Annotated in this window: 18 protein-coding genes; 7 read left to right on the plus strand and 11 right to left on the minus strand. The window is 74.5% G+C overall.

Going from position 1 to position 16,007, the window contains the following annotated elements:
• Positions 1–69: 69 nt before the first annotated feature.
• From ACRAKJ_RS35730 to ACRAKJ_RS35750, 5 genes are all read right to left on the minus strand, one after another.
• The gene (locus ACRAKJ_RS35730; RefSeq protein WP_438925948.1) at positions 70–714 is read right to left on the minus strand and encodes an RICIN domain-containing protein; all 645 of its coding nucleotides are present in this window, start codon (positions 712–714) and stop codon (positions 70–72) included.
• A gap of 115 nt (positions 715–829) precedes the next feature.
• Positions 830–1,504 (minus strand): uracil-DNA glycosylase, encoded by a 675-nt coding sequence (locus ACRAKJ_RS35735; protein ID WP_438925947.1) that lies wholly within the window; start codon positions 1,502–1,504, stop codon positions 830–832.
• A gap of 14 nt (positions 1,505–1,518) precedes the next feature.
• Positions 1,519–2,040 (minus strand): gamma carbonic anhydrase family protein, encoded by a 522-nt coding sequence (locus ACRAKJ_RS35740; RefSeq protein ID WP_438925946.1) that lies wholly within the window; start codon positions 2,038–2,040, stop codon positions 1,519–1,521.
• Between the two features lie 18 nt (positions 2,041–2,058).
• Positions 2,059–2,529 carry a GNAT family N-acetyltransferase gene (locus ACRAKJ_RS35745; protein WP_438925945.1) on the minus strand — a complete coding sequence of 157 codons (471 nt, stop codon included), beginning with the start codon at positions 2,527–2,529 and terminating at the stop codon, positions 2,059–2,061.
• 14 nt (positions 2,530–2,543) lie between these two features.
• Positions 2,544–3,509 (minus strand): thiamine-phosphate kinase, encoded by a 966-nt coding sequence (locus tag ACRAKJ_RS35750; RefSeq protein WP_438925944.1) that lies wholly within the window; start codon positions 3,507–3,509, stop codon positions 2,544–2,546.
• Positions 3,510–3,606: 97 nt separating this feature from the next.
• Here ACRAKJ_RS35750 and ACRAKJ_RS35755 point away from each other — a divergent pair, with 97 nt between their 5' ends.
• Together ACRAKJ_RS35755 and ACRAKJ_RS35760 are read left to right on the plus strand one after the other, a co-directional pair.
• Positions 3,607–3,840 carry an Lrp/AsnC family transcriptional regulator gene (locus tag ACRAKJ_RS35755; protein ID WP_033431506.1) on the plus strand — a complete coding sequence of 78 codons (234 nt, stop codon included), beginning with the start codon at positions 3,607–3,609 and terminating at the stop codon, positions 3,838–3,840.
• 20 nt (positions 3,841–3,860) lie between these two features.
• Positions 3,861–4,445 carry a DUF3515 domain-containing protein gene (locus tag ACRAKJ_RS35760; RefSeq protein ID WP_438925943.1) on the plus strand — a complete coding sequence of 195 codons (585 nt, stop codon included), beginning with the start codon at positions 3,861–3,863 and terminating at the stop codon, positions 4,443–4,445.
• Here ACRAKJ_RS35760 and ACRAKJ_RS35765 read toward each other — a convergent pair.
• Both ACRAKJ_RS35765 and pdxR read right to left on the minus strand, forming a co-directional pair.
• On the minus strand, positions 4,442–5,509 hold the full coding sequence (locus ACRAKJ_RS35765; RefSeq protein WP_438925942.1) for a D-alanine--D-alanine ligase: 1,068 nt from the start codon (positions 5,507–5,509) through the stop codon (positions 4,442–4,444). The genes ACRAKJ_RS35760 and ACRAKJ_RS35765 overlap by 4 nt on opposite strands.
• Before the next feature lie 190 nt (positions 5,510–5,699).
• Positions 5,700–7,106, minus strand: a complete 1,407-nt coding sequence (gene pdxR, locus ACRAKJ_RS35770; RefSeq protein ID WP_447008806.1) for a MocR-like pyridoxine biosynthesis transcription factor PdxR — start codon at positions 7,104–7,106, stop codon at positions 5,700–5,702.
• Between the two features lie 67 nt (positions 7,107–7,173).
• On the opposite strand from pdxR, the gene ACRAKJ_RS35775 reads away from it, so the two are divergent.
• Positions 7,174–7,821 (plus strand): pyridoxamine 5'-phosphate oxidase family protein, encoded by a 648-nt coding sequence (locus tag ACRAKJ_RS35775; protein ID WP_438926657.1) that lies wholly within the window; start codon positions 7,174–7,176, stop codon positions 7,819–7,821.
• Here the strand turns inward: ACRAKJ_RS35775 and ACRAKJ_RS35780 are convergent.
• The 4 genes from ACRAKJ_RS35780 to ACRAKJ_RS35795 form a co-directional block, all read right to left on the minus strand.
• Positions 7,818–8,267 carry a cysteine dioxygenase gene (locus ACRAKJ_RS35780; protein WP_438926658.1) on the minus strand — a complete coding sequence of 150 codons (450 nt, stop codon included), beginning with the start codon at positions 8,265–8,267 and terminating at the stop codon, positions 7,818–7,820. The two genes, ACRAKJ_RS35775 and ACRAKJ_RS35780, sit on opposite strands and share 4 nt — an antisense overlap.
• 201 nt (positions 8,268–8,468) lie before the next feature.
• The gene (locus ACRAKJ_RS35785; protein ID WP_438926659.1) at positions 8,469–9,533 is read right to left on the minus strand and encodes a cystathionine gamma-lyase; all 1,065 of its coding nucleotides are present in this window, start codon (positions 9,531–9,533) and stop codon (positions 8,469–8,471) included.
• The gene (locus ACRAKJ_RS35790) at positions 9,530–10,534 is read right to left on the minus strand and encodes an NAD(P)H-dependent glycerol-3-phosphate dehydrogenase (RefSeq protein ID WP_438926660.1); all 1,005 of its coding nucleotides are present in this window, start codon (positions 10,532–10,534) and stop codon (positions 9,530–9,532) included. Before ACRAKJ_RS35790 ends, ACRAKJ_RS35785 begins: the two co-directional genes overlap by 4 nt.
• A gap of 1 nt (position 10,535) precedes the next feature.
• Positions 10,536–11,240, minus strand: coding sequence for a 1-acyl-sn-glycerol-3-phosphate acyltransferase (locus ACRAKJ_RS35795; RefSeq protein ID WP_438926661.1), 705 nt, complete (start codon positions 11,238–11,240; stop codon positions 10,536–10,538).
• A gap of 84 nt (positions 11,241–11,324) precedes the next feature.
• Between ACRAKJ_RS35795 and cofC the strand changes: the two genes are divergently transcribed.
• The 4 genes from cofC to ACRAKJ_RS35815 all read left to right on the plus strand — a co-directional run bounded on the left by cofC (position 11,325) and on the right by ACRAKJ_RS35815 (position 15,411).
• Complete coding sequence (gene cofC / locus ACRAKJ_RS35800; protein WP_438926662.1) at positions 11,325–11,927, plus strand: 2-phospho-L-lactate guanylyltransferase; 603 nt, start codon at positions 11,325–11,327, stop codon at positions 11,925–11,927.
• A gap of 34 nt (positions 11,928–11,961) precedes the next feature.
• The gene (locus ACRAKJ_RS35805) at positions 11,962–12,156 is read left to right on the plus strand and encodes a hypothetical protein (RefSeq protein ID WP_438926663.1); all 195 of its coding nucleotides are present in this window, start codon (positions 11,962–11,964) and stop codon (positions 12,154–12,156) included.
• 67 nt (positions 12,157–12,223) lie between these two features.
• A complete protein-coding gene (locus ACRAKJ_RS35810; RefSeq protein ID WP_438926664.1) occupies positions 12,224–14,491 on the plus strand; it encodes an RNA degradosome polyphosphate kinase in 2,268 nt (755 codons plus the stop codon).
• A complete protein-coding gene (locus ACRAKJ_RS35815) occupies positions 14,488–15,411 on the plus strand; it encodes an NUDIX domain-containing protein (protein ID WP_438926665.1) in 924 nt (307 codons plus the stop codon). Before ACRAKJ_RS35810 ends, ACRAKJ_RS35815 begins: the two co-directional genes overlap by 4 nt.
• The last annotated feature ends 596 nt before the right edge of the window (positions 15,412–16,007 follow it).

A 16,007-nucleotide genomic window follows, 5' to 3' on the forward strand; every position in this document is an offset into this window, starting at 1 on the left:
GTGGGCAGCGGCGGGTCAGTGGGCAGCGGCGGGTCAGTGGGCAGCGGCGGGTCAGTGGGCAGCGGCGGGTCAGTGGGCGGCGGCGGGTCGGTGGTCGACGGCCCAGACGTGCTCCGGGCGCGGGTCGGCGGTGGCGGGCGCGAAGACGGCCGTGGCCGGGCGGTCGCCGTCGTAGCCGACGCCGAGCACGAGGTCGCGGTCCGCGCCGCGGGCGAGGGTCCAGCCGCCGTCACCGCTGGGGCGCAGGGCCCAGCGCTGGTCGGGGGCGCCGTCGCAGGCGCGGAGGCCGACCCGCGCACCCGGCCGCGCGTCGGCGGCCGGCGCGGTCAAGCACCGGTCGGCTGCGGTGTTGCGGACGCGGACGCCCTCGGGGGTCTGGTCGACCTCCCACGAGTCGGCGTCCGACGCCCGGTCGGTGAGCACGACCGACTCGCCGTTGACGGCCAGCCTCGTGCCGGTCGACGGGTTCGCCAGCCGCGTGGTGTCCGGTTCGGCGCCCGCCCGACCGGGGACGGCGACGGCGGTGGGCGTCACCACGGGCACCGGGACGGGCCGGCCGGCTCGCCCCGCACCTGCCTGCACTGCACCTGCCTGCACCGGACCGGACTGCGCGGGACCGACCTGCACCGGCCCGGCCGCCAGGGCGGTGGCGGCGCAGGCCACCGCGCAGACCGCGACGAGCGCGCCGGCCGTCAGCGTGCGAGCGAGCGCCATCTCCGTCGTCCTTCCCATCGGTCCTGGGGACCTCCGGGTTGCCCGCTCGGCACGGCCTACCCGACCGATCACCCGACCGGGGGCACTTCTCCCACCTACGGGTGACGGACGGTGCTCACGGCAGCTTCCAGTCCACCGGCTCGGCCCCCTGCTGCTCCAGCAGCGCGTTGACCTTGCTGAACGGCTTGGAGCCGAAGAAGCCGCCGGACGCGGACAGCGGGCTCGGGTGCACCGACTCGACGCACGGGTACGGCGCGAGCATCGGCTTGAGCGCGCGGGCCTGGCTGCCCCACAGGACGGCCACGAGCGGGGTGTCGCGGGCCGCGAGCGCCTTGATGGCCTGCTCGGTGACCGGCTCCCAGCCCTTGTTGCGGTGGGAGTTCGACTTGCCCGGCTGCACCGTCAGCGCCCTGTTGAGCAGCAGCACGCCCTGCTCGGCCCACGGCGTCAGGTCGCCGTTGGACGGCTTGGGGTGGCCCAGGTCGGACGTGTACTCGGTGTAGATGTTGTTCAGGCTCTTGGGGATGGGCCGGGTCTCCGGCGACACCGAGAAGCTCAGGCCGACGGCGTGGCCCGGCGTCGGGTACGGGTCCTGGCCGACGATCAGCACGCGCACCGAGTGGAACGGCTGCTGGAAGGCCCGCAGCACGTTCTCCCCCGCGGGCAGGTACGTCCGCCCGGCGGCGACCTCCGCCCGCAGGAACTCGCCCATCCTGGCGACCTGATCGGCGACGGGCGCGAGTGCGGCGGCCCAGCCGGCTTCCACGATTTCCTCAAGGGGACGACCCACGGCGGGACCCTACCTCAGTCGAGCCGCCGCAGTTCCCCGCGGTAGCGCGAGATGTTGTCCACGTACCTGTCCACGGCGAACTGCCACGCGCCGTCGGGCACCACGTACCCCTCGCGGACCTTCGCGGGCACGCCGAGCGCCATGGACCGCGCGGGCACGCGCCCGTCGAACGAGACCACCGCGCCGGCCCCGACGATCGCGCCCTCCTCCACCACGGAACCGTTGAGCACCACCGAACCCGACGCGATGAGGCAGCGGTCGGCGATGGTGGCGCCCTCGATGTGCACGTTGTGCCCGATGACGCACTCGGCGCCGATGACGGCGGGGTGGAACTCGGTGCAGTGCACGACCGTGCCGTCCTGGACCGACGTGCGCTCGCCGACCTCGATGCGCCCGTAGTCGCCGCGCAGCACGGCCTGCGGCCACACGGAGGCGTGGGCGGCGATCCGGACGTCCCCGATCACGGTGGCGTCCGGGTGCACGTAGGCGTCCGGGTGGATCACCGGTTCGAGGTCACCCAGCGCGTAGATCGCCACAGCCGCTCCCCTTGGCCCTCAGAGTTCCTTCGCGTAGCACAAGCTGTCCGGATGATGCCGGTAGACGCCGAAGTTGTCGATGCGCGCGTACCCGCTCGCCTCGTACAGGCCGATCGCCTCGGGCTGGCGGGTGCCGGTCTCCAGCACCATGCGGGTGCGGCCGGCGGCGCGGGCGGCGTCCTCCAGCTCGGCCAGCACGAGCCGGGACAGGCCCCGCCCGCGCAGCGCGTCCACGACGTACATGCGCTTGATCTCGGCGTCGCCGGGGCGCAGGGAGTCCTCGGCCACGTCGTGCGCGCGCCACCCGCCGCACGCCACCGGCGCGCCGTCGAGGTAGCCGACGACGAAGTGCCCCAGGGGCGCGGAGAACTGCGCCGGGTCCACCGGGGTCACGTCCTCGTCGCCGTAGCGGACCACGAACACCTGCTGGAGCTCGGCGATCAGCTTGACCGAATCTGGATGGTCATACGGAAGCGTGCATAGTTCCACATTGTCGAGCTTACCTACCGCCAATGCTCCCAACCAGGGGGTTTCTCGTAGGCGCGACCGTCCACGGTGACCCCGCTGCCGTGCCGGACGGTGCCGATCGTCTGCCACCCGTCGGGCACGGCGGCCGGCTCGGGGAACGTCGCGGCGAGGGCGTGGTCCTCGCCGCCGGTGAGCGCCCAGTGCCGGGCGTCCGCGCCCAGCGCCGCGGCCACGTCGATCAGCCGCGGGTGCACCTCCAGCAGCTCGGTGCGGATGTCGATGCCGATGCCCGACTCGTCGGCGATGTGCCCGAGGTCGGCGAGCAGGCCGTCCGACACGTCGATCATCGCCGTCGCGCCCGCGGCGGCGGCCTGCGGACCGGCGGCGTAGGGCGGTTCCGGGGTGCGCTGCGCCCCGACGACCGCGACCGGCGAGCGGAACCCGCGCTGGAGCACGGCGAGGCCGCCCGCCGCCCAGCCGAGCCGCCCGCACACCGCGACCACGTCGCCGACCTGCGCGCCGGCCCGCGTCACGGGCTCCAGGCCGCCCATGTCGCCCATCGCCGTAACGGAGATCACCAGTGTCGCGGAGGACACCATGTCGCCGCCCACCACGCCGGCCCCCGCGACGACGGCCTCCTGCCACAGCCCGGCGGTGATTCCCTCCACCACCGAGGAGGGGGTGTCGGCGGGGCACGCGAGGCCGATCGTGAGGGCGGTCGGGACGGCTCCCATGGCGACCACGTCCGCCAGGTTCACGGCCGCCGCCTTGCGGCCGACCTGCTCGGGGGAGGACCAGTCGAGTCTGAAGTGGACGCCTTCGACGAGCACGTCGGTGGACACCACCACGCGGCCGTCGGGCGCCGCGACCACAGCCGCGTCGTCACCCGGCCCGAGCAGGGTGGTGGGCGGCTGCGTCCGACCTGCCGTCACCCGGCGGATGAGACCGAACTCACCCACGTCAGCGACCGTGTCCGCGTTCCGCGGCGGCTCCGGACGCAAGATTGCCTCCCGTTCTGAGCATTCGGAACCCCGACTGGGGTACGTTGCTGTGCACGTTCCTACCCCGACCTAACCTGTCGCGACGAAGGGGCACGCCGTGGTGCACGCATACATCCTCATCCAGACCGAGGTCGGGAAGGCAGCCGCCGTCGCGGCGGAGATCTCCGGCATCCCCGGGGTGGCCCAAGCGGAGGACGTCACCGGTCCGTACGACGTCATCGTCCGCGCCGAGGCCGACACCGTCGACCAGCTGGGACAGCTCGTGGTCGCCCGCATCCAGAACGTGGAGGGCATCACGCGAACGCTGACCTGCCCGGTGGTGCACCTGTAGGCCCGTGCTGTCATAACCGCGTGGCACAGGAACCGGAACCCGCCTCGCTGCTCCCCCGTCCGCTGCTCGCCGTGGCCCTGGGCCTGCCGGCGCTGCTCGCGGCGGGCGTGGCGGCCGTGGGCCTCTTCCTCGGCGCGGGCGGCAAGGACGACCCCGCCGACCCGTCGGTCGACCGCTCCGGTCCCGTGGCGCTGGTGCCCGTGCCCGCGCCGGGGGCCGGGTCGGGCGAGTGCGCGGCGCTGGTGAGCGCGCTGCCCATGCAGCTGCTGTCCAACGGCGCCACGCTGTCGCGGCGCGAGCTGGCGGCCCCGGCCCCGCCCGGCGCGGTGGCCTGGGGCGACGCGGCGCACGAGCCGATCGTGCTGCGGTGCGGCCTGGACCGACCGGCTGACCTCACGCCGACCTCCACCCTGCGGACGATCTCCGACGTCGACTGGCTGGTGCTGTCCGAGGGTGCCACGTCCACCTGGTACGCGGTGGACCGGCCGGTGTACGTGGCGCTGACCGTGCCGTCGGACGCGGGCACGGGGCCCTTGCAGGACATCTCGACGACGATCCGAGACGCCCTCGCCAAGGGCCCCGTGGACACGCAGGGGCGGCGTTAGCGCAGGCCGGTGCCGCGGGCGAGCGCGGTCTCCACCAGGGTGGTCAGCAGCGTCGGGTAGTCGAGGCCGGTCTTCGCCCACATCGCCGGGTACATCGAGATGGGCGTGAAGCCGGGCATCGTGTTGACCTCGTTGACGACCAGCTCGTCGTAGTCGGTGACGAAGAAGTCGACGCGGGCCAGGCCCTGGCAGTCGAGCGCGTGGAAGGCGGCCACGGCCATCGCGCGCAGGTCGCGGGAGACGTGGTCGTCGAGCTTGGCGGGGATGTCGAACTCGGCGACGTCGTCGAGGTACTTGGCGTCGAAGTCGTACCAGTCGACCTGGCCGCCGACGATGCGCAGCTCGGCGGGCAGCGACGCCTCGACGCGGCCGTCCGGGAACTCCAGGACGCCGCACTCGATCTCGCGACCGGACACGGCGGCCTCGATGATGACCTTCGGGTCGGTCTTGCGGGCCAGCGCGATCGCGCTGTCCAGGTGGGACCAGTCGACGACCTTGGAGATGCCGACGGACGAGCCCGCGCGGGCCGGCTTCACGAAGACCGGCAGGCCCAGCCGGTCGCGGTCGGCGTCGGACAGCGTCTCCTGGTCGCGGCGCAGCACGGCGAACTCGCCGACCGGCAGGCCCGCGCCCTGGAGCAGGCGCTTGGTGAACTCCTTGTCCATCGCGACCGCGCTGGCCAGGACGCCGGGGCCGACGTAGGGGATGTCGGCGAGCTCCAGCAGGCCCTGGACCGTGCCGTCCTCGCCCCACGCGCCGTGCAGGACGGGGAAGACCACGTCCACGTCGTCCAGCACCGCGTCGGGCGTGACCGGGACCAGCTCGCTGCCGGACACCGGCACCAGGGAGTCGACGCTGGGGAGCTGCCGTTCCCGCACCTCCAGCGCCTTGGTGTCGTCGGCGCCGATCACCCACGCCCCGCCCTCGGTGATGCCCACCGGCACCACCTCGAACCGCTCGCGGTCCAGGTGCGGGAGGACGCTGCCGGCGGACAGGCAGGAGACGGTGTGCTCGCTGCTGCGCCCGCCGAACACCACGGCGACCTTGGTCTTGCGCTGTGTCATGGCTCGGACCCTACCCGGATGGCGTAACCACCCATCGCGAACGCGGAACTCAAGGGTCGCGAGCGCTGGACTCGCGGGTCGCGAGCGCTGGACTCGCGGGTGAACGGCCACCGCACCGGCGAGTCCAACGCCCAGGACCCGAGAGTCCAACGCCCAGGACCCTTGAGTTCTTCATTCGCGAGTGGAGAACTCAGGGGGCCTGGGCGTTGGACTCTCGGGGGTGGGCGAGGATGCGGATCAGGGTGGGGACGGCGGCGGTGAGCTGGTCGCGCGAGCAGGCGCTGTAGCCGATCGCGGCGCCGTGCAGCCTGGGGCGGGCGGCGTGGTGGCGGCCCAGGCCGTCCAGGCGCAGGCCGTGGGCGAGGGCCTCGGCCAGGGCGTCGCGCTCGGCCTGCGCGGAGGGCAGGGGCACGACGACGTGCGCCCCCGCGTCGTCGCCGAGGACCGGCACGCCCGCGTCGGCGAACGCGGCGGACAGCAGGGCGCGGCGCTCGGACAGCTCGCGCCGCAGCTTGCGCAGGTGACGGCCCAGGTCGCCGTTGCGCGCCAGCTCCACCAGCACGCGCTGGCCCGCCGCGGACGGGCTGGTGCCGGTGCGGTCGCGGTGGGCCAGGACCTCGGCGGCGATGGGTTCGGGGGCCACCATCCAGCCCGCGCCGAGCGTCGGGGTGAGGATCTTGCTCGTCGTGCCCAGGTGCACGACGACGTCCGGCGCGAGCGCGGCCAGCAGCGGCAGGGGCGCGACGTCGTAGCGCAGCTCGCCGTCGTAGTCGTCCTCCACGACCAGCCACCCCTCGGCACGGGCCCGCTCCACGAGGGCGACCCGCCGCCCGGCCGACATGCGCCCGCCCATCGGGTACTGGTGCGCGGGCGAGCAGTACACGCCCCGCACGCCGGCCGGCACGGCGTCCACGAGGATGCCCTCCTCGTCCACGGGCGCCTGCACGACCCGCACGCCGGCCGACCGCAGCGCCCACACGGCCCGCTGGTAGCCGGGCTCCTCCACGGCCACCACGTCACCGGGCTCCAGCACGGCCGACGCCAGCTCGACCAGCGCGGCGGTGGTGCCGCCGGTCGCCAGCACGTGCTCCTCGCGCAGCCCGCCGCGCACGGCCAGCCCCCGGTGGCGCAGCAGGTGCTCGGCGACCACGGCCCGGTACTCGGGCAGCCCGGCGCGCGCGGGCCGGAACAGCGGCGGCACGTCCGCCGCCGCCCGCCACGCCCGCCGCCACGCCGCCCGGTCCAGCCCCTCGGCCCACGGCGCGCCGGGCGCCAGGTCGATGAAGTCGGGGGTGTCGGCGGGCGTCGCGGCACGGCGGGCGCGCGCCCGCAGCGCGCCGGGCGGCGTGGTGGTCACGTAGGTCCCCGACCCGTGCCGCCCGGCGATCCAGCCCTCGGCGTGCAGCTGCTCGTAGGCCGCCGCCGTCACGGTCCGGCTCACGCCCAGCCGCTCGGCCAGCGCCCGGGTGGACGGCAGCCGGTCGCCGCTGCGCAGCCTGCCGTCGGCGGCGGCCGTGCGCAGCGCGTCCGCGAGCTGCACGGCCAGCGGCTCGGCCGACGCGCGGTCGAGCGAGACGGCGAGCGCGGTCTCCGCCACAGTGGCCTCCTCAAATCACCGAGAATTGGCACTTGTGGATAGCCACTCTACCGCAGACGCTGGTCGCATGACGTTGTCACCGACCCCGCGCAGCACCGTCAAGCGCGGACGCAAGCGCGCCGTGACCGACCGCGCCGCCCTGCACGCCGTCCTCGACGCCGCCCTGGTGTGCCACCTCGCCGTCGTCGTCGACGACGCGCCGCTGGTGCTGCCGACCGGCTACGGCCGCGACGGCGACACCCTCTACCTGCACGGCTCGACCGGCGCGCGCAGCCTCCGCGAGGCCGCCCTCGGCGTGCCGGTGTGCGTCGGCGTCACCCTCCTGGACGGCGTCGTCTACGCCCGCTCGGTGTTCGACCACTCCATGAACTACCGCGCGGCCGTGATCCACGGCACCGCCGTCCCGGTCACCGAGCCGGACGCCAAGGCGCACGCCCTGCGCGTGCTCACCGAGCACATCGCGCCCGGCTCGTGGGACTACGCCCGGCAGCCGACGCCGAGGGAGCTGGCCGCGACGTCCGTGCTCTCGCTCGACCTCGCCGAGGCGTCGGTGAAGATCCGCAGCGGCCCGCCCGGCGACGAGGGGGAGGACGTCGCCGCGAACGAGCGGTGGGCCGGTGTGCTGCCGCTGCGCACCTCGTGGGGCGCCCCGGAACCGGACCCGGCGCTGGTGGGCGACTGGGAGGTCCCACCGCACGTCGCGGGCAGGCGCTAGCCGAGGGGCGCGAACCGGACCGGGCGCATGGTGCGCCCGCCGTCGCGGTACACGTGGATCGTGACGGCCGGGTCGACGCCGTCGTTGCGCACCTGGTGGGCGTAGTCGGGCCCGAACACGCGGGACTGGCCGGCCACCAGGTTGTGCAGCACCTGGTGCCCGTTGAGCGCGACCACCTCGGTCAGCGAGCCGCTGACCACGGTGAACGCGCCGGCCGTCGGGCCGTGGTCGTGCAGGTCGGTGTGCTGGCCGGGCAGCCAGCTCATGAGCCACACCTCCTGCTCGTCGGTGCGCTCGACGAGGGCGGCGAAGCGGGTGTCGGGGTCGTAGCGGAGCAGGTGGGCCCAGCGCTCGCGCCGCGCCGCCACGTCGAGCGCGATCCGCACGGGGTGCGGGGCGGCGTGCGACGGGGGCAGGGCGATCGTGTTCTCCGGGACGGCGAACATCAGGTTCCTTCTTCGGGATGCCGGGGGTGGCGAGCGTCGACTGCTCGCGGGACGCGGGGCGATCACCGACAGGAACAGAGCGCGCTGGCGACCAGGCCGAGGTCGATGTGACCCCACCCGTCGATCATGGCGCGGAAGGACATGCGACGAGGGTGGCAGCGAGCCGCCACCCCCGCAACCGCGTCCCACGAAATGGACCCGTCAGAGTGACTTCAGCACGTCGGCCACCAGGTCCGCGGTGTCCTCGCAGCCCGCGGACAGCCTGACCAGGCCCTCCGGCACCGGGTCGCCCCACTGGGCCCGCCGGTCGAGGCTCGTGTGCAGGCCGCCGAAGCTGGTGCTCGCGTACACCAGCTCCGACCGCTCCAGGAACGCCGCGACGGCGCCCGCGTCCGCCAGCAGGAAGGTCAGCACCCCGCCGAAGCGGCGCATCTGCTTCGACGCCACGGCGTGCGCCGGGTCCTCGGGCGCGCCGGGCCAGCGCAGGCCGGTCACCGCCGGGTGCGCCTTCAGCGCGTCGTACAGGGCGGCGGCGTTCTCCGCCTGCCTGGTCAGCCGCAGGTCGAGCGTGCCGAGCCCGCGGTGCGCCAGCCACGCCTCGAACGGGCCGGGGATCGCGCCGCCGGTGGTGCGGGCCGCGCGGACCTCCTCGGCCAGCGCCGGGTCGGCCGCGGTCACGTGCCCGAGCAGCACGTCGCTGTGCCCGGCCACGGCCTTGGTGTCGCTGCTCACCACGGCGTCCGCGCCCAGCGCCAGGGGCAGCTGCCCGAGCGGCGTCGCGGTCGTGTTGTCCACCGCCACCAGCGCGCCGGCGGCGTGCGCCGCCTCGGCGAGGGCGGCGATGTCGCACACGTCGAGGCCGGGGTTGGACGGCGACTCCAGCAGCACGAGCCGCACCCCGTCGAACGACGGGTACGGCCCGGCGGTGGGCACCTCGACCACGTCCACCGGCATCTGCGCGACCAGCGAGCGGGTCAGGAAGTAGCCGTCGCCCGGCAGCACGACGGTGTCACCGGGCGCGAGGACCACGCGCAGGAACGTCGAGATCGCCGCCATGCCGGACGGGAACAGCACCGCGGTGCCGCCCTCCAGGTCGCCCAGCGCCTCCTCCAGCACCCGCCACGTCGGGTTGTGCGCGCGGCCGTACGTGTCCGCGCCGCCCAGGTGGTAGGCCGAGGCGAACACCGGGCCCGCGGTGAACGGCTGCCCCGGCACGGGAGCCGTCGTGTGCACGACCCGGGTGCCGTCGCCCCACCTGCCGGTCATTGCCGTTCCGCCTTCCGCTCGCGCCCGAGCAGCGCCGCGGTCAGCACGCGCGGGTCGAGCCCCTCGTGGCACACCTGGTGCACGCCCTCGGTGATGGGCATGTCCACGTCGTGGCGCGCGGCCAGCTCGCGGATCGACGAGCACGACTTCACGCCCTCGGCGACCTGCCCGTGCGCCGCGTCCTGCGCCTGCGCCAGGGAGTCGCCGCGACCGAGCCTCTCACCGAACGACCGGTTGCGCGACAGCGGCGACGCGCAGGTCGCCACCAGGTCGCCCAGGCCGGCGAGGCCCGCGAACGTCAGCGGGTCCGCGCCCAGCGCCGCGCCCAGCCGGGCCGTCTCGGCCAGGCCGCGGGTGATGATCGAGGCCATCGTGTTGTCGCCGAACCCCATGCCCGCCGCCATGCCGCACGCCAGCGCGATGACGTTCTTGCACGCCCCGCCCAGCTCGCAGCCGACGACGTCGACGTTCGTGTACGGCCGGAAGTAGGCGTTGGAGCAGGCGTGCTGGAACTCCACCGCGCGGTCGTGGTCGGTGCACGCGATGACCGTGGCGGTCGGCTGCTCGGCCGCGATCTCCTTGGCCAGGTTCGGCCCGGTCACCACGGCGACCTGGTCCTCCGGCACGCCGGCGACCTCGCGGACCACCTCGCTCATCCGCTTGAGCGTGCCCAGCTCGACGCCCTTGGCCAGGCTGACCAGCGTCGCGCCGGGCGGCAGCGACGCGCGCCAGCCGGCGAGGTTCTCCCGCAGCGTCTGGCTCGGCACGGCCAGCACCACGGCCCCCGCCCCGTCGAGCGCCTTGTCGGCGTCGGCGGTGGCGGTCAGGTTCGCCGGCAGCACCACGTCCGGCAGGTAGTCGGTGTTGACCCGGCCCGCGGAGATGGCGTCGGCCACCTCCGCGCGCCGCGCCCACAGCACCACGTCGGTGCCGGAGTCGGCGAGCACCTTGGCGAAGGCGGTGCCCCACGACCCGGCGCCCAGCACCGCGACCCGGTCCACGTCAGGACTTCTTCGCCGAGTAGAAGCCGTCGGGGGCCTGCTCCTCGCGGACCTCCGCGAGCAGCCCCTTCACCTCGCCCATCAGCAGGTCGGTGACCTCGCGCAGCAGGGCGAGGTTCTGCGGCCGGCCGCGGTGGGCGGACAGGTCGACCGGCGCGCCGACCTTCGTCACGACGGTCTTGCGCGGGAACGGCCGGAACTTCCTGCGGTAGTGGTCGTAGACGTCGCGGGTGCCCCAGCGGGCGGCGGGCAGCACCGGCACGTCGTGCTCCAGCGCGAGCCGCGCCACGCCCGTGCGCGAGGTCATCGGCCAGCCGTCCGGGTCGCGGGTGATCGTGCCCTCCGGGTAGATGATCACCACCATGCCCTGCTCCAGGGCGTCGTGGGCGGCGCGCAGGCTCTGCTGGGCGTCGGCCGTGCCGCGGTAGACGGGGATCTGGCGGGCGCCCCTGAGGACGGAACCGAGCACCGGGACGTTCCACAGGCCGTGCTTGGCCAGGAAGTGCGGCACGCGCCCCTGCCGGTGCGTGAAGACCGCGTCGTAGACCGGGTCCAGGTGCGACACGTGGTTCATCACGACGAGCGCGCCGCCCTCCCGCGGGAGGTGCTCGCCGCCCTCGACGCGCCGGCGCGCCATCGCGGTGGTCGCCGGGTAGAAGACCACCGCGGCGAACCCGACCCAGAAGCCGCCCTTCTCTCTGGCCACGTGCACTCCCTCTCCAGTTCGTGGACCTGGAGTCTTCCCCGGAGCCCCCGGCCAGGTCCAGCCGGCATCGGGGAGTATGGCGGGGTGGGAGCCGAAGTGGACCTGGTGGTGCCGGTCAAAGCGCTGGACCGGGCCAAATCTCGCATCGTGGGGCTGGACCGGCCGGTGCTCGCCCTGGCGTTCGCGCTCGACACCGTCACCGCCGCCCTGCCCGCCGTGCGGCGTGTGGTGGTCGTCACGTCGGACCGGGCGGTGGTGGCGGAGCTGCGGGCGCTGGGCGTCGAGTCGGTCGCCGGGCCGGAGGGGCTCAACGCGGCGCTGCGGTTCGGCGCGGGGGTGCTGCGCGCCGAGGACGCCTCGTCCGTCGTGGGCGCGCTCCAGGCGGACCTGCCCGCGCTGCGGACCGCCGAGCTGGCAGCGGCGCTGGCCGCGGCGCGGGGCCGGTCGTTCGTCCCGGACCGCCAGGGGACGGGCACGACGATGCTGCTGTCCGCGCCGGGCGGCCCGCTGGACCCGTCGTTCGGCGCGGGCTCGGCCGCGGCGCACGCGGCGTCGGGCGCGGTGCCCCTGGTGGGGCCCTGGCCGTCGCTGCGGCACGACGTGGACACGGCGGAGGACCTGGGGTCGGCGGCGGCGCTGGGCCTGGGCGCCCGGACGGCGGCGGCCACCACCCCGGTCCGCGGCTGAGCCGCGGCGCCGCCCCATCGGCTAGCGTCGCCCCGTGACCGAGCAGGCGACCGTGAGCGCGCACCACCCGGACGGCTCGGCCACGGTGCTGCGCGACGACGGCGTGCTGGTGGACGTCCCGGCCGCCGCGGTGGCCGAGGGGGGTTGGCGCTCGCTGCGCCCCGGCCAGCGGGTGACGCTCGTGCGTGACGGCTCGGGTGCGGTGCGCGGCCTGCTGCGACCGGTGTGACGGGGAGTTCACCTCCCGGCCGGCTCCGATCGGCGCGCGAGGTCCCTCGTTGGTGGACAATACGACCGTGAGCACGGACAACACGCCTGAGCAGCCCGCGCCGAAGCGACGCACCCGGACGTCGCGGGCCACGCCCCCCGCGAGCACGCCGAAGCGCCGACCGCGCCCGGCCGCGCGCCGGGCGGGCACGCGCGGTTCCGCCGGGCAGCCGACCCCGGAGACGCCCGCCCGGCCGTTCCCGAGCTCACCGCCCGCCGTGACGGCCACCGAGGCGCAGGCCGACCTGCCCGACGACCGGTACTTCAACCGGGAACTGTCCTGGTTGGACTTCAACGCCCGGGTCCTGGCGCTGGCCGAGGACGCCTCGCAGCCGCTGCTGGAGCGGGCGAAGTTCCTGGCGATCTTCGCCTCGAACCTCGACGAGTTCTACATGGTGCGGGTCGCGGGCCTGAAGCGCCGCGACGAGACGGGCCTGTCGGTGCGCAGCGCGGACGGCCTCACCCCGCGCGAGCAGCTGGTCAACATGTCCAAGCGCGCCCAGGAGCTGGTCGAGCAGCACGCCCGCGTGTTCCTCGACCACGTGCAGCCGGAGCTGGAGAAGCACGGCATCAGCATCGTCAACTGGACCCAGCTCAGCGACTTCGAGAAGCTCCGGCTGTCGAACTACTTCACCGACCAGGTGTTCCCGGTGCTCACGCCGCTGGCCGTGGACGCCGCGCACCCGTTCCCCTACATCTCCGGCCTGTCGCTGAACCTGGCCGCGACGGTGCGCGACCCCGAGGGCGGGGCGGAGCGGTTCGCCCGCATCAAGGTGCCCGACAACGTGCCGCGCCTGGTCCGCGTGGAGAACGACCGCACCAGCCCGACGGCGACGTTCCTGCCCGTCGAGGAGCTGATCGCGGCGCACCTGGGCGAGCTGTTCGCCGGGATGCAGGTCGTCGAGTGCCACGCCTTCCGGGTCACCCGCAACGCCGACCTGGAGGTCGAGGAGGACCAGGACGAGGACCTGCTCCAGGCGCTGGAGCGGGAGCTGGCGCGCCGCCGGTTCGGTCCCCCGGTCCGCCTGGAGGTCGCCGACGACATGACGGAGAACATGCTGGAGCGGCTGCTGCGGGAGATGGAGGTCGACCCGCACGACGTCGTCCAGGTGCCCGGTCTGCTGGACCTGTCGTGCCTGTGGCAGCTCTACGGCGTGGACCGCAAGCAGCTCAAGGACGCGCCGTTCGTGCCCGCCACGCCCCCGGCGTTCGGCGAGCGGGAGACGCCCAAGAGCATCTTCGCGACCCTGCGCGAGGGCGACGTGCTCGTGCACCACCCGTACGACTCGTTCTCCACGTCCGTGCAGCGGTTCATCGAGCAGGCGGCGGCCGACCCGCGCGTGCTCGCCATCAAGCAGACCCTGTACCGCACCTCCGGCGACTCCCCCATCGTCGACGCGCTGATCGACGCGGCCGAGGCGGGCAAGCAGGTCGTGGCGCTGGTGGAGATCAAGGCGCGGTTCGACGAGCAGGCCAACATCAAGTGGGCGCGGGCGCTGGAGAAGGCGGGCGTGCACGTCGTGTACGGCCTGATGGGCCTCAAGACGCACTGCAAGACGTCGCTGGTGGTGCGCCAGGAGGGCTCGCGCATACAGCGCTACTGCCACATCGGCACCGGCAACTACAACCCGAAGACCGCGCGGATGTACGAGGACGTCGGCCTCCTCACCGCCGAGCCGACCATCGGCGCGGACCTGACGGACCTGTTCAACGTGCTGACCGGGTACGCCCGCCAGGACCACTACCGCAGCCTGCTGGTCGCGCCCTACGGCGTGCGGCGGGGCATCGTGGAGCGCATCGAGCGGGAGGTCGAGCACGTCCGCGCCGGCCGGCCCGCCGGGGTGCGCATCAAGGTCAACTCGCTGGTGGACGAGCAGGTCATCGACTCGCTGTACCGGGCGTCGCAGGCGGGCGTGCCGGTGCAGGTCGTGGTGCGCGGGGTGTGCTCGCTCAAGCCCGGCATCAAGGGGCTGTCGGAGAACATCCACGTGCGCTCGATCCTCGGCCGGTTCCTGGAGCACTCGCGGGTGTTCCACTTCGTCGGCGCCGGGGAGCACTGGATCGGCAGCGCCGACATGATGCACCGCAACCTCGACCGGCGCGTCGAGGTGCAGGTGCGGGTGACCGACCCGAAGCTCACCGCGCAGCTCGACTCGATGCTCGATTCGGCGCTGGAGCCCACGACCCGCTGCTGGGTGCTCCAGCCCGACGGGGGGTGGGAGGCGTCGCCGTCCGACGGGAGCCGCGTGCGCGACCACCAGACCGAGCTGCTGCGCGCCCACCGCGCGACGGGGTGAGGCCCGTGATCAGGGCTGCCGGCGCCGTGCTGTGGCGCGAGGGTTCCGTGGCGGTCGTGCACCGGCCGCGCTACGACGACTGGTCGCTGCCGAAGGGCAAGCTGGACCCGGGCGAGACCGTGCCCGCCGCGGCGGTGCGCGAGGTCCACGAGGAGACCGGGTTCCGCGCCGTGCTGGGGCGGCACCTGTGCCGGGTGGACTACGAGGCGTTCGGCAAGCCGAAGGTCGTGGACTACTTCAGCGCGCGCGCCGGGTCGGGGGCGTTCGAGCCCAACGACGAGGTGGACGAGCTGCGGTGGGTGCCCGTCGCCGAGGCGGCGGCGATGGTGACGCGGGACACCGACCGGACCGTGCTGGAGCGGTTCGCGGCGGAGCCGGCGGACCTGGCGACCGTGCTGCTGGTGCGGCACGCGAAGGCGGGCAAGCGGGGCAACTGGCCCGGCGACGACGACCTGCGGCCGCTCAGCTCGGCGGGCTGGCGGCAGGCGGCCGGGCTGCGCGCGGTGCTGCCGCTGTGGGGCCCGTCGCGCGTGCACGCCGCGCCGCGCCTGCGGTGCGTGGACACCGTGCGGGGGGTCGCCGACGACCTCGGCGTGGACGTGCTGCTGGAGCCCCGGCTGTCCGAGGAGGGCTACTGGCCCGACCGCGAGGCGGGCCTGGTCCGGCTGCTGGAGATCGCCGACGGCCCCGGCACCCCGGTCGTCTCCAGCCAGGGCGGGGTGATCCCGGACATCGTCTCCACCCTCGCCGACCTGGGCGGCCTGCCCCTGGCGGACGTGCCGTGCAAGAAGGGCAGCACCTGGCTGCTGGCGTTCCGCCGCCCGGCGCCGGGTTGGTCCACATCGGACTCGTCCACGGGCTGGCCGCGCCTGGTCTCGGCGCACTACCTGCCCACCGCGCTGGCCGCGCCGACCACCTGACGGGCACAGCGGGTTCCCGGTCGCCCGGTGCGGTTGGGCCGGACGGGTTCGCCGTGCGGCCGGTCGGGTCACGCCGGGAATGCGCGGCGGCACCGCGGGTTCCGCGTTCCCGGGACCGGTGCGCGGGTCCGGGGTTCGGGGACCCGAAAAGCGGCGACCCATTTCCCGCCGGATTCCACGCGGCGGCGCCGACTTCCGCCGGGCGGTCCGGTGTTCGCCTCTTCCGCCACCGGCGCCGGGCGCCTGAGTCGGACACCGGAGTCGGGCAGCGGGATCGGGCAGCGGGATCGGGCAGCGGGATCGGGCAGCGGGATCGGGCAGCGGGATCGGGCAGCGGGATCGGGCAGCGGGATCGGGCAGCGGGATCGGGCAGCGGGATCGGGCAGCGGGATCGGGCAGCGGGATCGGGCAGCGGTCATCCGGGCGAAAGGCGCGGAAACCCGAACTCGTTAACCCGTAAGTGTGGTCTTGGGAACGGCCCGCCCGGTCGGTCGGGCGCTGAGCGGGCCGCTGAGCGCCGAACGACCCCCGCCCACCCTTTGAACAGGCTCAGGGCCCGGTGCGCGTCCGCACCGGGCCCTGAGCGCCTGGAACCG

Source organism: Saccharothrix sp. DSM 118769 (assembly GCF_052936295.1).